At 64.2% G+C, this 14,125-nt stretch carries 9 protein-coding genes; 2 read left to right on the top strand and 7 right to left on the bottom strand.

Going from position 1 to position 14,125, the window contains the following annotated elements:
* Positions 1–66 precede the first annotated feature (66 nt).
* The 5 genes from glgA to LE416_RS11325 form a co-directional block, all read right to left on the bottom strand.
* Complete coding sequence (glgA, locus tag LE416_RS11345) at positions 67–1,506, bottom strand: glycogen synthase GlgA (RefSeq protein ID WP_225048910.1); 1,440 nt, start codon at positions 1,504–1,506, stop codon at positions 67–69.
* Positions 1,499–2,668, bottom strand: a complete 1,170-nt coding sequence (gene glgD, locus LE416_RS11340; RefSeq protein WP_225048909.1) for a glucose-1-phosphate adenylyltransferase subunit GlgD — start codon at positions 2,666–2,668, stop codon at positions 1,499–1,501. Before glgD ends, glgA begins: the two co-directional genes overlap by 8 nt.
* The gene (locus LE416_RS11335) at positions 2,665–3,807 is read right to left on the bottom strand and encodes a glucose-1-phosphate adenylyltransferase (RefSeq protein ID WP_225048906.1); all 1,143 of its coding nucleotides are present in this window, start codon (positions 3,805–3,807) and stop codon (positions 2,665–2,667) included. Before LE416_RS11335 ends, glgD begins: the two co-directional genes overlap by 4 nt.
* 972 nt (positions 3,808–4,779) lie before the next feature.
* Positions 4,780–6,645 (bottom strand): 1,4-alpha-glucan branching protein GlgB, encoded by a 1,866-nt coding sequence (gene glgB / locus LE416_RS11330; RefSeq protein WP_225048904.1) that lies wholly within the window; start codon positions 6,643–6,645, stop codon positions 4,780–4,782.
* Between the two features lie 307 nt (positions 6,646–6,952).
* A complete protein-coding gene (locus LE416_RS11325) occupies positions 6,953–7,786 on the bottom strand; it encodes a YitT family protein (protein ID WP_225048902.1) in 834 nt (277 codons plus the stop codon).
* A gap of 176 nt (positions 7,787–7,962) precedes the next feature.
* On the opposite strand from LE416_RS11325, the gene spxB reads away from it, so the two are divergent.
* Positions 7,963–9,786, top strand: coding sequence for a pyruvate oxidase (gene spxB, locus LE416_RS11320; protein WP_225048900.1), 1,824 nt, complete (start codon positions 7,963–7,965; stop codon positions 9,784–9,786).
* 85 nt (positions 9,787–9,871) lie between these two features.
* Here the strand turns inward: spxB and LE416_RS11315 are convergent, their stop codons facing one another.
* A complete protein-coding gene (locus tag LE416_RS11315) occupies positions 9,872–10,351 on the bottom strand; it encodes a DUF2975 domain-containing protein (protein ID WP_225048898.1) in 480 nt (159 codons plus the stop codon).
* A gap of 176 nt (positions 10,352–10,527) precedes the next feature.
* Here LE416_RS11315 and LE416_RS11310 point away from each other — a divergent pair, with 176 nt between their 5' ends.
* Complete coding sequence (locus LE416_RS11310) at positions 10,528–11,352, top strand: alpha/beta hydrolase (protein WP_225048896.1); 825 nt, start codon at positions 10,528–10,530, stop codon at positions 11,350–11,352.
* 56 nt (positions 11,353–11,408) lie between these two features.
* Here LE416_RS11310 and alaS read toward each other — a convergent pair whose 3' ends face one another.
* A complete protein-coding gene (alaS, locus tag LE416_RS11305) occupies positions 11,409–14,051 on the bottom strand; it encodes an alanine--tRNA ligase (protein WP_225048894.1) in 2,643 nt (880 codons plus the stop codon).
* Positions 14,052–14,125 lie beyond the last annotated feature (74 nt).

The following is a 14,125-nucleotide window of genomic DNA, read 5'->3' as shown; positions in this document are numbered from 1 at the left end:
GGCGCAGTCCGGTTGTGCAACAGACCCGACTGCACAAAAGGCGGGGGCGCCCCCGCCTTTTGGCTGTCACGCGTGCAGGCGCTGGTAGCCGTCGAGGTAGCGCTTGGCGGCGTTGGTCCAGGCGAAGTCCTGGGCCATGGCGTGCTGCTGCAGCGCCTGGTACACCTGCGGCTCGTTTTGGGCGATCAGCGCCGCGCGCATCAGCGTGTCGGCGAGCACCTGCGGGGTGAAGTCCCAGAACGTGAAGCCGGTCCCCGCTCCGGTGGTCGCGTCGTACGGCTGCACCGAGTCGCGCAGGCCGCCGGTTTCGTGCACGATCGGCAGGGTCCCGTAGCGCATCGCCATCATCTGCGCCAGGCCGCTGGGCTCAAAGGCGCTCGGCATGACGAAGAAATCCGCGCCGCCGTAAATCTGCTGCGCCAGCCCCTCGTCAAAGCGCGTGATCGCGGCGACCTTGCCGGCGAAGCGCTCGTGCAAGTGGGCAAAACCCGCCTCCAAATCGGCGTCGCCGGTGCCGAGCATCACAACCTGGATGTCGGCGCCGGGCAGGATGCGCTCAAGCGCGGACACCAGCATCCCCATGCCCTTTTGCTGCGTCAGGCGCGAGACGATGCCAAACACCGGCACGGCGCGCTTGGGCAGGCCGACCGCCTGCTGCAGCGCCGCCTTGTCCTGCGCCTTACCGCTCAGGTCGCGCGCGTCAAACGGCGCGGCCAGGTGCGTATCGGTCTCCGGGTCGTACAGCGTGGTGTCGATGCCGTTGAGGATGCCGACCAGCTTGTGGGCCTGGCGCCGAAGCGTCCCGTCCAGGTGCTCACCGAACTCCGGCGTCTGGATCTCCTGGGCGTAGCTTGGGCTGACGGTGGACACGAGGTCAGCGAAGTTGATGCCGCCCTTCATGAAGTTGACCTGGCCGTCCTGGGCAAAACCGTCGTCGTTGAAGAACTGGCGGCCGATGCCAAACACGGTGTCCAGCACGCTTTCCGGGAACCACCCCTGGAACTGCAGGTTGTGGATGGTCAACTGGGTGCGGATCTGCTGGTACGGCGTGATCCAGGCGTACTTGTCGTGCAACAGCACCGGAATGAAGGCGGTGTGCCAGTCGTTGACGTGCAGGACGTCCGGGATGAAGTCGATCACCTGCATCATCTCGATGATCGCCATCTGGAAGAACCCGAAGCGGCCGCCGTCGTCCCAGTAGCCGTACAGACCGTCGCGCCCGAAGAACTCCTCGTTGTCAATCAGGTAGTAGGTCACCGCCCCCAGGGTCAGGGTGCGGACGCCGACGTACTTCTCGTGGCCGCCGAAGTTCAGCGAGAACTGCGTCAGCGGGCGCAGGGCCTTGAGGTAGCGGGCGGGAAAAAGCTTGGGGTAGTACGGCAGCACGACGCGGATGTCGACGCCGAGCTTCGAAAGCGCCTGGGGCAGCGCGTAGGCGACGTCGCCCAGCCCCCCGGTTTTGTAGAACGGCGCCCCTTCCGCCGCGGCGAATAAGACTTTAGGCATGGGCGAGTTCCTCCACTTCACTGGCGCGAAACACGGTGCGGTTCTTCTCGATCACAATCGGGTGGTCCGGCGTGCCGGCGATGGTCAGGTTCGGCCCGATCACGACACCCTTGTCGAGGATCGCATAGCTGACCTTGGAGCCCGTCGAGATCTTGCTGCCCTGCATCAGGATGCTGTTTTCAACCGTCGCGCCCTGGTGCACCACGACGTTGCGGAAGACCACGGAGTCGGACACGACCCCCTCCACGTAGGCGCCGGTGCCCAGCACCCCGTTTTCCACCACGGAGTCCTTGGCAAAGAAGCTCGGCACCTCGTTTTTGCTCTTGGTCAGGATCGGGATGCTCGAGAACAAAAGCGACTGGTAGTTGGCCTCCGTCAGCATGTCCATGTTGGCGTCGAAGTAGCGCTGAATCGAGTTGATGCGCGCCAGGTAGCCGGTGTACTCGAAGGCGTTGGCGTTGCCGGCCAGCACCGCCTCGCGCAAAAGCTGCGGCAGGCGGCGGAACTCGGTGGTCTGGGCCGCGGCGTCCAGCAGGTCGATCAGGTCGATGGTCGGCAGCAGGTAGATGTCCATGAAGCTCGGCACCGTGCTGACCTCATCCCCGTCGTGGCGCTCCGAGGCCTGGATCACCGAGGTGGCGATGCCCTGCTCCGACAAGGTCAGCGTCCAGTCGTTGGGTGTCACCGTCGCCTTGGGCACGTTCTTGTACACCGCGGTGATCTCCGCGTCGCCGGCCTTGTGGTAGGCCAGAATCGCGTTGAGGTCGATGTTGGCGATGTTGGCCGCCCCCATCACCACCGTGTACTGGGAGCCGGAACGGCGCAGGAACTGGGTGTAGTTCTCGTAGTAGCGCCGGCGCAGCGCCACGTCCGTGTAGTCGCGCGTCGCGACGTACGGGAACAGGAACACCCCGCCCTGGATCAGGTCCAGGTTCCACGCCGCGCCGCTTCTGATGTGGTCCTGCACGGAGCGCTCGGACTCGGGCATGAACAGCCCGACGCTGTGGATGTCGGCGTTGGTGATCGCCGACAAGGGAAAATCAATCAGGCGGTAGCGCCCGGCGAACGGCAGCGTGCCGATCGGGCGGTGCGCGGTCAGCGGCAGCAGCGTGTGCACGTCCTCGTTCAGGTCGATGACGGCGGCCATTTCTCCTTGTCTCATGCTTTCTCCTTCCTTCCTACCACTTCGCCGTACCCCACCACGGCGATGTCGTCCTTGGTGCCGATGATCTCCCCGTTGTCGCCGACCAGCGCGTTCTCACCGATGATGGCGTGGTCGATCACCACGTTTTTGCCGATCACGACGTTAGGCATCACCATCGAGTCCTTGACCACGGAGCCCTCGCCGACCTTCACGTTCTGGCTCAGGATGCTGTGGTCGATCGTGCCCGCGACGTAGGAGCCGTCGGTGATCATCGCCCGGGTGACCTTCGCCGTTTTGGTCAGAAACATCGGCGGCAGCGCCTCGGTCTGCGAGTAGATGCGCCAGTTGCGGTTGGCGATGTTCAGCGCGTTGTTCGGCGCGAGGAACTCCATGTTGGCCTCCCACAGCGACTGGATCGTGCCGACATCCTTCCAGTAGCCGTGGAACGCGTAGGCGTAAGTCGGCTCGTTGTGCGCCAGGTAGGCCGGAATCACGTCCTTACCGAAGTCCTCCATCTTGCCGTCGGTCGCGTAGCTTTCCGTCAGGTACTTCTTGAGCGGCGCCCAGTCGAAGATGTAGATGCCCATCGAGGCGAGGTTGGACTTGGGCTCTTCCGGCTTCTCCTCAAAGGCGATGATGCGGTTGGTGTCGTCGGTGTTCATGATGCCAAAGCGGCTGGCCTCCTTCATCGCCACCGGCATCACGGCGACGGTCAGCGTCGCCTTCTTGGCCTTGTGGGCGCGAAGCATGCGCTCGTAGTCCATCTTGTAGATGTGGTCGCCCGACAGCACCAGCACGTACTGCGGGTTGTAGGAGTCGATGTAGGCCATGTTCTGGTAAATCGCGTGGGCCGTGCCCTCGAAGAACTTCTCGCCCTCGCTTGACGCGTACGGCTGAAGGATCGTGACACCGGCGCCGCGCTCGTTGAGCCCCCAGGCCGCGCCGTTTTGCACGTGGCGGTTCAGCTCGAGGGGCTGGTACTGGGTGATGACGCCGACGGTGTTGACGCCGGAATTGCTGAGGTTGCTCAGGGTGAAATCGATGATGCGGTAGCGCCCACCGAACGGCACCGAAGGCTTGGCGGTGGTTTTGGTCAACTTTCCCAACCGGGTTCCCTGTCCCCCGGCCAAGATCATCCCTAACATCTCTGTAACCATGTTGGTCCCTCCATTTCGAATAGAGCGTGAGCCGAGGCGGGCTTAGCGGGACGTTCAGCGTAGGCTTGGGCATTGGGCCCGTACTTGGCCCAGTGTCCAAGCCTAGCTGAGCGCGCCCGCGTCGCCTCGGGGAACGCGTTTAGAGCGTGGAAAAGCGCGGGCTTAGCGGGTCGGCTGGCCTAGCTAAGGCGCTTGGGCCGCACTTTGGCCCGAGTGACTTAGCGTAGCCAGCCGCACCCGCGTTGCGCTTTGGAGCGCGTTTAGAGCGTGAGCCGAGGCGGGCTTAGCGGGACGTTCAGCGTAGGCTTGGGCATTGGGCCCGTACTTGGCCCAGTGTCCAAGCCTAGCTGAGCGCGCCCGCGTCGCCTCGGGAAACGCGTTTAGAGCGTGGAAAAGCGCGGGCTTAGCGGGTCGGTTGGCCTAGCTAAGGCGCTTGGGCCGCACTTTGGCCCGAGTGACTTAGCGTAGCCAGCCGCACCCGCGTTGCGCTTTGGAGCGCGTTTAGAGCGTGAGCCGAGGCGCGCTTGCGGAACGGCTAGATTTGGCGTTCAAAGCCGGGCTCCGGCGCGAACGGGCCATTGCTTCCGGCTACAGGCCGAGGCGGCGGAACGCGTGGGGCTCCCTGGAGCCCGTTCCGGTCTCCAGACCCGCCCTTGCTGTAAGTCGGCAAGACCAGCCGACTAACAGCAATTTCACGCTGGCTCGCCTCGGCCCTCCGCCTCCAGCAGTGGCGCGTTCGTGCCTCCGCCCTATCCCGTGGTACATTGACCACGACTGCATACTTCAAATATGAGCGTCAAAGGTATCAATAATTCATTTCCATCAGAACAGATACTTGAGGAACATACCCGATTCCAATGGCCGTTCGTGCCGGCGACTCTCGAGACCTGCGCTAGAGCTTACCAATGCACGGCTAATGCCATGACCTCGTCAGCTAGCTCACGCCGGATTCATGCGCGTCGCGGGCACCGCTCACGGCGCGGGCTTCGGCGCGATCAGCAGCGCGCCCATCGCCGGGAGCACCACGTCGACCGTGGCCGGCTGACCGTTGGCCGGTTTGTCGCGGCTGTGCAGGGTGCGCTGCAGGCGGACCCAGGTGCCGCCGAAGTGCTGGCTTTCGGTGTTCAAAAGCACCGTGTAGATGCCGGCGCGCGGCACCGGCACCGCGAAGTGCTGGCGCTCCTCCGGCAGCAGGTTCATCACCACGATCACGTCGTCTTCGGGGCGCGCCCCGTGGCGGATGAAGCTCAGCACATCCTGGCGGTCGCCGATGGTGACGGTGATGCCGGCATCCGTCTTGTCGTCGAGCCAAAGCGCCGGCGTCTTGGCGTACAGCTTATTCAGCGTGCGGGTGAACACCTGCATCGCGGCGTTGAGCGGGTCGGCGAGGTCGCGCCACTCAAGTTCGCTCCAGTCGCGCCACTCGAGGAACTGGCCCCATTCGCTGCCCATGAACAGGAGCTTTTTGCCCGGGTGCGTCATCAGCCACACGAACATCACGCGCAGGTTGGCGAACTGGTTGTAGCGGTCGCCCGGCATCTTGTGCATCAAAGACTTCTTGCCGTGGACCACCTCGTCGTGGGAGAACGGCAGGATGAAGCGCTCATCGTGCATGTAGACGAAGGAAAACGTCAGCAGGTTGATGTGGTCGCGGCGCGCGTAGGGATCCATCGCGAAGTAGCGCAGCGTGTCGTTCATCCACCCCATGTTCCACTTGGCCGAAAAGCCGAGGCCGCCGTCCTCAAGCGGTGCGGTCACCTTGGGGTACGCGGAGCTCTCCTCGGCGATCATCCAGGCCTCGGGCGAAGCTTTGGCGACCACGCCGTTGAGCCGCTCGAGAAACGCCCGCCCCTCGAGGTTCTCGCGCCCGCCGTCGCGGTTGCGGTCCTGCTCCTTGCCGGCGTCGTAGTCCATGTACAGCATGTTGGACACCGCGTCGACCCGCAGGCCGTCGAGGTGGCAGTGCTGAAGCCAAAACAGCGCACTTGAGATCAGGAAGCTTTGCACCTGCGTTTTACCCAGGTCGAAGTTCCAGGTGCCCCAGCGCACGTTGTCGGCGCGGTGCGGGTCCTGGTACTCGAAGGTCGGCGTGCCGTCGAAGGTCGCCAGCGCGTCGGCGTTGCGGATAAAATGCCCCGGCACCCAGTCCATGATCACGCCGAGCCCCGCGCGGTGCGCCGCGTCGACGAAAGCCAAAAAGTCGGCGGGCGTGCCGAAGCGGCTGGTCGGCGCGAAGTAGCCCATCAGCTGGTAGCCCCAGGACGCGTCAAGCGGGTGCTCCATCAGGGGCATCAGCTCGAGGTGCGTGTAGCCCATCCGGCGGACATAGGGGATGACCTCGCGAATCGCCTCGCGGTAGGTCAGGTACCCGCCGTCCTCATGGCGCTTGAACGACCCCAGGTGCAGCTCGTAGATGTTCACCGGTTTGGCGCGGCTGGCGTGCCGGCGCGCGGCCGCCTGCCAGGCCTGGTCCTGCCAGTCAAAGGCGGGCAGGTCGGTCAGGATGGCCGCGGTGCCCGGCTTCTTCTCGAAGGCGAAGCCGAACGGGTCGATCTTGTTGGTCACCGTCCCGTCGGCGCCAGTGACCTGCACCTTGTACAGCTGCCCGGCCGCCGCCTCAAGCGTCCCCTCCCAGCAGCCGGTGGCCGCAAGCGGCGCCAGCGCCCGCGGCGCCCAGTCGGAAAAATCGCCCACAATCGCTACGCCCGCGGCGTTGGGGGCCCACACGAGAAAATGCCAGCGGCCCGGCGACTGCTCGTGCGCGCCGAAGCGCCGGTAGCTTTGAAAATCCTCCCCGCGGTCAAATAGGTATGCCCAGTCGATTAACGATTCCGCCAATGTCCTCACCCCTCATAATTGTTACCGCTTACATTGCGATTATACCACCGCTCGCGCGAAATTAAATCTTTTAACTGGTGTAATCGATAACTTGATGACAGCGTGTCTGAAAGTGGCACCGGTCTAGTCACCATGTGTCTAGGTGGCGGCGCACACCACCTTTTCAGTGTGCGGGCCTCACGGCAAAAACGCCAGCAATCAGCTCGTGACTTGTCACATTCGCCCCCGCGGCGCAGTCCTGACGCTCGGCGCGCAAAAAAGCGCCCCCGCGTTTGCGGTGGCGCTGCAGGTCTATTCGGTTGGTGGCTCAGGTCAGGCTGCCGCCGTGCACCTCGGTGGCCTCGGTGACCAGGATGAAGGCCGCGGGGTCCAGGGCGTGGATGCGGTCGATCAGGCGCTGGTAGTCGCCCTGCTCGACCACTACCATCAGCATCTCGCGCGGCTCACCAGAGTGGCCGCCGATCACCTGGTGGATGGTCAGGCCGTGGTCGCTGACGGCCAGGGCCGATTCAATCGCCGGCAGCGCGACGTTACTCATCACGTACACGGCCTTCTTGCGGTCGAAGCCGGTTTCGACGTAGTTCATCACCACGCTTGTCAGCCCGACGGCGAAGGTCGCCAGCACGAAGGCCTCAAAGCCCGACACCGGGATGTTGAACAGGCAGACCACCATGTCGACCAGAAACAGGCCGACCGCCGGCTTCATCTTGAAGTATTTCTGAAAGATCATCGGCGGCACCGTGGTCCCGCCGCTGGAGGCATCGAGCCGGTAGTTGATCGCCACGCCGATGGCGAAGATCACCGAGCCCATGATCACGGCCAGCAGTCGGTCTTTCACCACCATCAGCTGCGGGGTGAGCGCCAACAGCGCCGGCAGCGCGAGGCTGCCGAACAGGATGCGGCGGGTGGTGGCGCGGTCCAGCAGGAACCAGGCGAGGACCAGCATCACCAGGTTGACGGCCAGGGTGGTGAGGCCGACGCTGACGCCGAAGCCCTCCTGCACCAGGATGGCAATCCCGGTCGCGCCGCCGGGGGCGACGCCGTGCGGGGCGTAGAACAGGTTGATGGCCACGGCGATCAGCTCGAGGGCGACGAGCATCAGCAGACCGCGCAGCCACGGTCGGGTGAGATGTTTTGACATTGGGCACCCCTTTTCCTTAACATTATAGTTAGATTATACCATAGCTTTTCGCGCGAACTGTACCAGCCGTGCCCGTCGCTTCCCGTGATTCTGCATCAAAAGTGTTGCAACCGATTTCATTGTGTGATACATTTTAGACGTGCTAATTGACCACAACATAAAAGGAGCGAATCCACATGACCACCACCACTACTGTTCCCGCAAGCGTTGCAATGCTACGTGTCATCGAGTCCTGGGGCGTCGACCACGTCTACGGGTACCCCGGCGGCTCGTTCAACTCAACGATGGCGGCGCTTGACGCCGAGCGCGACCGCCTGAAGTACATCCAGATCCGCCACGAGCAGGTCGGCGCCCTGGCCGCCAGCGCCGATGCCAAGCTGACCGGCAAGGTTGCCGTCGCCTTTGGTTCCGCCGGCCCCGGCGCGACCAACCTGCTGACCGGGCTGTACGACGCGCGCGAGGACCACGCCCCGGTGCTGGCCCTGATCGGTCAGGTGCCGAGCACCAACATGAACTACAACTACTTCCAGGAATTCGCCGAAAACCCGATTTTCGAGGACGTCGCGGTGTACAACCGGCTGGTCATGACACCGGAAAGCCTGCCGTACGTGGTGGACAAGGCGATCCGCGAGGCCTACAAGCACCAGGGCGTGGCGGTGGTGGTGATCCCCAACGACTTCGGCTACAAGCCAATTCCAGACACCCCGTACTCCAGCGTGTCGCCGACCGACCGCAAGAAGCGGCCGCTCCCGGCCGCCACGGACGAGGAGGTCGACCACGTCCTTGAGCTGATCAAGGCCGCCAAGCGGCCGGTGATCCACGTCGGGCGCGGCATCGGCGCGGGCGGCGAGAAGCTGGTCGAGCTGTCCCGCAAGCTGCAGATTCCGCTGGTGTTGACCGGGCTGGCCAAGGGGCTGGTGCCGGACGACTACGAGGGCAACCTCGGCTACGCCAACCGCGCGGCGATGAAGGCGGCCGACGAAATTTTCGCCGTGTCCGACCTCGTGATCGCACTGGGCGCCGACTTTCCGTTCGCCAACCTGGTGTACCGCACCCACGAGTTCAAGTTCGTCCAGATTGACATCGACGAGGCGCAGTTCGGCCGCCACCACTTCCTCGACTACGGCGTGTGGTCCGACGCCACCACCTTCGTCGAAAAGGCGCTTGACCGAAGCGCTGAAGTCGCCCCGAGCCCGTACTTCAAGGCCGCGGTGGCCGCCAACCACAACTGGCGCGCCTACCTCAAGACCCTGAGCGAGCGCCCGAGCGACCCGCTGGAGTTCGAGGCGATCTACCGCGAGATCAACAAGGTCAAGGACCCGGACGCGGTGTTTGCCATCGACGTCGGCGACAACATCATCAACGCCTTCCGCTTTCTGGACCTCACCCCGCAGAACAAGTGGACCATCTCCGCTTTGTTCGCCACCATGGGCTACGGCCTGCCCGGCGCGATTGCCGGCAAGCTGAGCTTCCCGGAGCGCCAGGTCTTCAGCATCTCCGGCGACGGCGCGTTTTCGATGGTGATGCAGGACCTGATCACGCAGAAAAAGTACCAGCTGCCGATCATCAACATCGTCACCAGCAACGCCAGCCTGAACTTCATCAAGTCCGAGCAAGACGACATCGACATGCGCACTCACTCCGGAATTTTCATCGAGGACCAGGACTTCGCGGCGATCGCCCGCGCCATGGGCGTCAAGAGCGTCACCGTGACCAAGAGCTCGGAGCTTGAGGCCGCGTTCAAGGCGGCGCTTGAGGCCACCGCGGCCGGCCAGCCGTTCCTGATCGACGCGAAGATCACCGACAAGCGCGGCCTGCCGGTGGAGGAGCTCGAGCTGACCATTGCGGACGGCAAGCTGACCGAAACCGTCAGCGCCAACTACAACGCCAACCACGCGCTGAGCCGCCCGAAGGACCTCGCCGCCTTCTTCGCCGAGTACGACGGCCAGGCGCTGCGGCCGCTGGCTGACTTCTTCGCGGAGTACAACGTGGAACTGTAACGCAAGACACTAACAAGGCGCGGTACCGGCATCAGCTGCCGGTACCGCGCCTTATTTGCGTTATGCCTCACGCCGTGTCCTGTGCCTAAGCCGCGGCGCGCCCGGCCGCCTGCTTGTAGGTCAGGGCCATGGTCCACAGCCGCCCCAGGACGGCGAGGAACGTCGCCACCATCAGCGGCAGCGCGACCACGGCCAGCCCGATCAGCATTAACCCCGGCGCGTCCGCCGCATCCGCGACCTGGTAAATCTGCGGCAGCGTCAGCGCAAGCCCCGCCGAGATGCCGCCGACCGCCCACTTCAGCCGCGCCAGCCCGCGCACCGCCGCGACGCTGAACGCCTGGGCGGCGGCCACGCTGTCGAGCAGCCGCCAGGCCAGCACCGCGGCGGTTTCGAACGCCAAGACCGCGGCCCAGAGCCCCAACGTGAAGGCCCAGGCGAACAGCGGCGCATGGAATTCGGCAATCAACGGCTGCGGATAGCGCGTCAAAAGCCCGAAGGCCAACAGCGCGACCACCGCCGCGGCCGCCACCAGCATCACGCGCAGTACCAATGTTCTGAACCTCATCCCCATCGCTCCCTCGTATCCGACCGAAGCCGGTGTTGCCTTCATTATAGCCGGGCGGCGAACCCGCGTTGCTTAAGCTTCGGTTAAGCCCCAGGTGACAACTCTGTTAGGCCGCTGTCACCGCGTTTGCGCCGGCCCGGTGCTAGAATTAAAGGTGAAGGGACGGTGGTAGACCAATGAAGTGGAAATTCATTCTGATCGGTGTGCTGCTGAGCTTCGGCCTGTTCGGTCAGGCCCGCCCAATCGAGGCGGTGCCCGAGCACCGCGCGCCGGCGACGCTGTACCTGCACGGCCACCGCGGCGGCCCGCGCTCGATGGACTACCTCATGCACGAGGCCGAGGTCGAGGACCAGGCGCACAGCGTTATCACCGCCACCGTTTCACCCCGCGGACGCGTCAGCCTGAGCGGGCGCTGGCCGCGCGCCACCCGCCGCCCGCTGGTCAAGATCGTGTTCCAGGACAACCGCACGCTGCGCTACGACCGCATCACCAACTGGCTGCACAACGTCCTGGTTGCGCTGCAGCGCAAGTACGGGATGCAGAAGTTCAACATCGTCGCCCACTCGCTGGGTAACGCCGCGGTCCTGTTCTACGAGCTGCGCTACGGCCAGGACCGCCGCCTGCCCCAGCTGCAAAAGTACGCGGCGATCGCCGGCAACTTCGACGGCATCCCCGGCCAGCACCGCGGTCAGCACCCCAACCACCTGCTGCCGGACGGGCGGCCGCACTGGATCGCCCCGCCGTACCAGGACGCGATCAACCTGCGGCACGTTTTTCCTAAAGATCAGGTCGACATCCTGAACCTTTACGGCAACCTGAACGACGGCTCCCACTCCGACGGCAAGATTCTCAACGCCAGCTCGCGCTCGCTGGGCTACCTGCTGGGCAGGCAGGCCCGCTCCTACCGCGAGCAGGAATTCATCGGCTGGGACGCACAGCACAGCATGCTGCGCCTCAACCACCGCGTCGCCAAGACCGTCAACCGCTTCCTGTGGCACTAGACGCGCAACAACAAAGAAGCACCCGCAAAATGCGGGTGCTTCTTTTGGCGTTGCGGTTACAAAGCCTTCAGGGTGTCCTTGGCAAGCGTCAGGGCGTCTTGGATGCCCGCCGGCTTCTTGCCGCCGGCCTGGGCCATGTCCGGACGACCGCCGCCGCCGCCACCGATGGCCGGGGCGATGGTCTTGATCAGGTTACCGGCCTTGACGCCGGCCTTGATCGCCTCAGGGCTGGCACCGACCAGCAGGCTGACCTTGCCGTCGTTGGCGGTGGCCAGGACCAGCACGTCCGATGCCGCCTTGTCGCGCCAGGTGTCGCCGAGCTGGCGCAGCTCGTTCATGCCGGCGACCTTGACCGCCTTGGCGATCAGGGTGAACTTGCCGACGGTTTCGGCCGTGTCGAACAGGTTGGCCGAGGCCTGGGCCGCAAGCTTGGCCTGCAGTCCGGCGACGACCTTCTGGCTGGCCTTCAGGTCGGCCTGAAGGGCCTCAACCTTGTGCGGCACCGCCGTCACCTGGTCGAGCTTCAGGTCCGCTGCCGTTGAAGCGAGCAGGTCCTGCTGCTTGGTCAGGAAGTCGTAGGCCTCCTTGGAGGTCACGGCCTCGATGCGCCGGGTGCCGGCGCCGATCCCGGTTTCGCCGGTGATCTTGAACAGGCCGAGCGCCGCGGTGTTGACCGGGTGCGTGCCGCCGTCGAACTCGCGGTTGTAATCGCCGATGGTGACGACGCGGACCACGTCCCCGTACTTGTCGCCGAACATCGCGATGGCCCCCTGCTTCTTGGCCTCCTCGATCGGCATCTCCTCCCAGGTGATCGGGAGCTGACGCCAGATCTGCTCGTTGACGCGCAGCTCAACCTGGCGCAGCTGCTCCGGCGTCACCTGACCGAAGTTGGTGAAGTCAAAACGCAGGTAGTCGGGCTCGACCAACGACCCGGCCTGGTGCGTGTGCTCGCCGAGCACCTCGCGCAGCGCCTGATCCAGCAGGTGGGTGGCGGTGTGGTTCATCGACACCTTCTTGCGGCGCTCGACGTCGACCTTCAGGGTGTACGTCGCGCCGACCTCCAGCGTGTTTTCAACCGTCACGGTGTGCAGGTTCTGGCCGTTCGGGGCGTGCTGCACGTCGACGACCTTGGCGACGACCGCGCCGTTTTCGTCCACGATGACACCGTGGTCGGCCACCTGGCCGCCCATCTCGGCGTAAAACGGCGTCTGGTCGAACAGCAGCCGCGCGGTGCCGGCCTCAATGCGCTTGACCTCGGTGTCGTCGACGATGATGTCGGACAGCGTCGCCTGGTCCTCAAGGTCGGTCCAGCCGGTGAACTTGCTCGGCAGCTTGATGGCCATCAGCACCTTGTCCTGGCTGCCCATCGACTGGGCATCGCCGCGGGCCGCCCGGGCGCGGGCACGTTGGGCCTCCATGTCCGCCTTGAAGCCTGCCATGTCGACGTCAAAGCCCTCGTCCGTCGCGATCTCGGCGGTCATCTCGACCGGGAAGCCGAACGTGTCGAACAGCTTGAAGGCCGTCGCGCCTGGAATCTGCGTCTTGCCCGCAGCGCGCAGGTCGGCGATGGTCGCATCCAGAAGCGCGATCCCGGCGTCCAGCGTTTCGCGGAAGCGGTCCTCCTCGGAGTGAATCACCTTTTGGATGAAGGCCTGGTTCTTCAGGATCTCCGGGTAGTAGCTGTTCATGATCTCCCCGACCACCGGCACCAGCTCGAACAAAAAGGCGTGGTCGATGCCCAACTTCTTGCCGTTGACGATGGCGCGGCGAATCAGGCGGCGCAGCACGTAGCCGCGGCCCTCGTTGGACGGCAGCGCGCCGTCCCCGATCGCGAAGGTGACCGTGCGGGCGTGGTCGGCGATGATCTTGAACGACACGTCGTCCTTGGCGTCGGCGCCGTAAGTCCGCCCCGCGCTCATCTTCTCGGTCGCCTTGATGATCGGCATGAACAGATCGGTTTCGAAGTTGGTCTTGGTGTTTTGAATCACGGAGACCAGGCGCTCCAGGCCCATGCCGGTATCGATGTTCTTGTGCGGCTGCTCGACGAAGCGGCCGTCCGGCAGGTGGTTGAACTCGGAGAAGACGATGTTCCAGATCTCCAGGTAGCGCTCGTTTTCGCCGCCCGGGTAGTTCTCCGGGTCGTCTTCGGCCACGTTGTTGAAGGCCTGGCCGCGGTCGTAGAAGATCTCGGAGTCCGGGCCGGACGGGCCTTCACCGATGTCCCAGAAGTTGTCCTCGACCTCGAAGATCTTGCTTTCCGGCAGGCCGACGACCTCGTGCCAGATGCGCTTGGCCTCGAGGTCCTTCGGGTACACGGTGACGTACAGCTTGGCCGGGTCAAGCGCCAGCCACTTCGGAGAGGTCAAAAACTCCCAGGCCCACGGAATCACCTCGGGCTTGAAGTAATCGCCGACGGAGAAGTTGCCGAGCATCTCAAAAAAGGTCAGGTGCCGCGCCGTTTTGCCGACGTTTTCGATGTCGTTGGTGCGAATCGACTTCTGCGCGTTGGTGATGCGCGGGTTAGTCGGCACCACGCTGCCGTCGAAGTACTTCTTCAGCGTCGCGACGCCGGAGTTGATCCACAGCAGGGTGGGATCGTCGACCGGAATCAGGCTGGCGCTTGGCTCAACGTCGTGCCCCTTCTCCTTGAAAAAATCCAGGAACATCTGCCGAATCTCGGCACTGCTCAGTTGTTTCATGTGTCCTCCTCCGGTAAATAAAAAGACACCGCTGCAATCCAAGGACGCTTGCGCGCGGTACCACCTTGTTTGCA

The sequence above is a fragment of the Lacticaseibacillus kribbianus genome (genome assembly GCF_020180945.1).
Lineage (GTDB): Bacteria > Bacillota > Bacilli > Lactobacillales > Lactobacillaceae > Lacticaseibacillus > Lacticaseibacillus kribbianus.
This window is presented reverse-complemented; position numbering and strand designations above follow the sequence as displayed.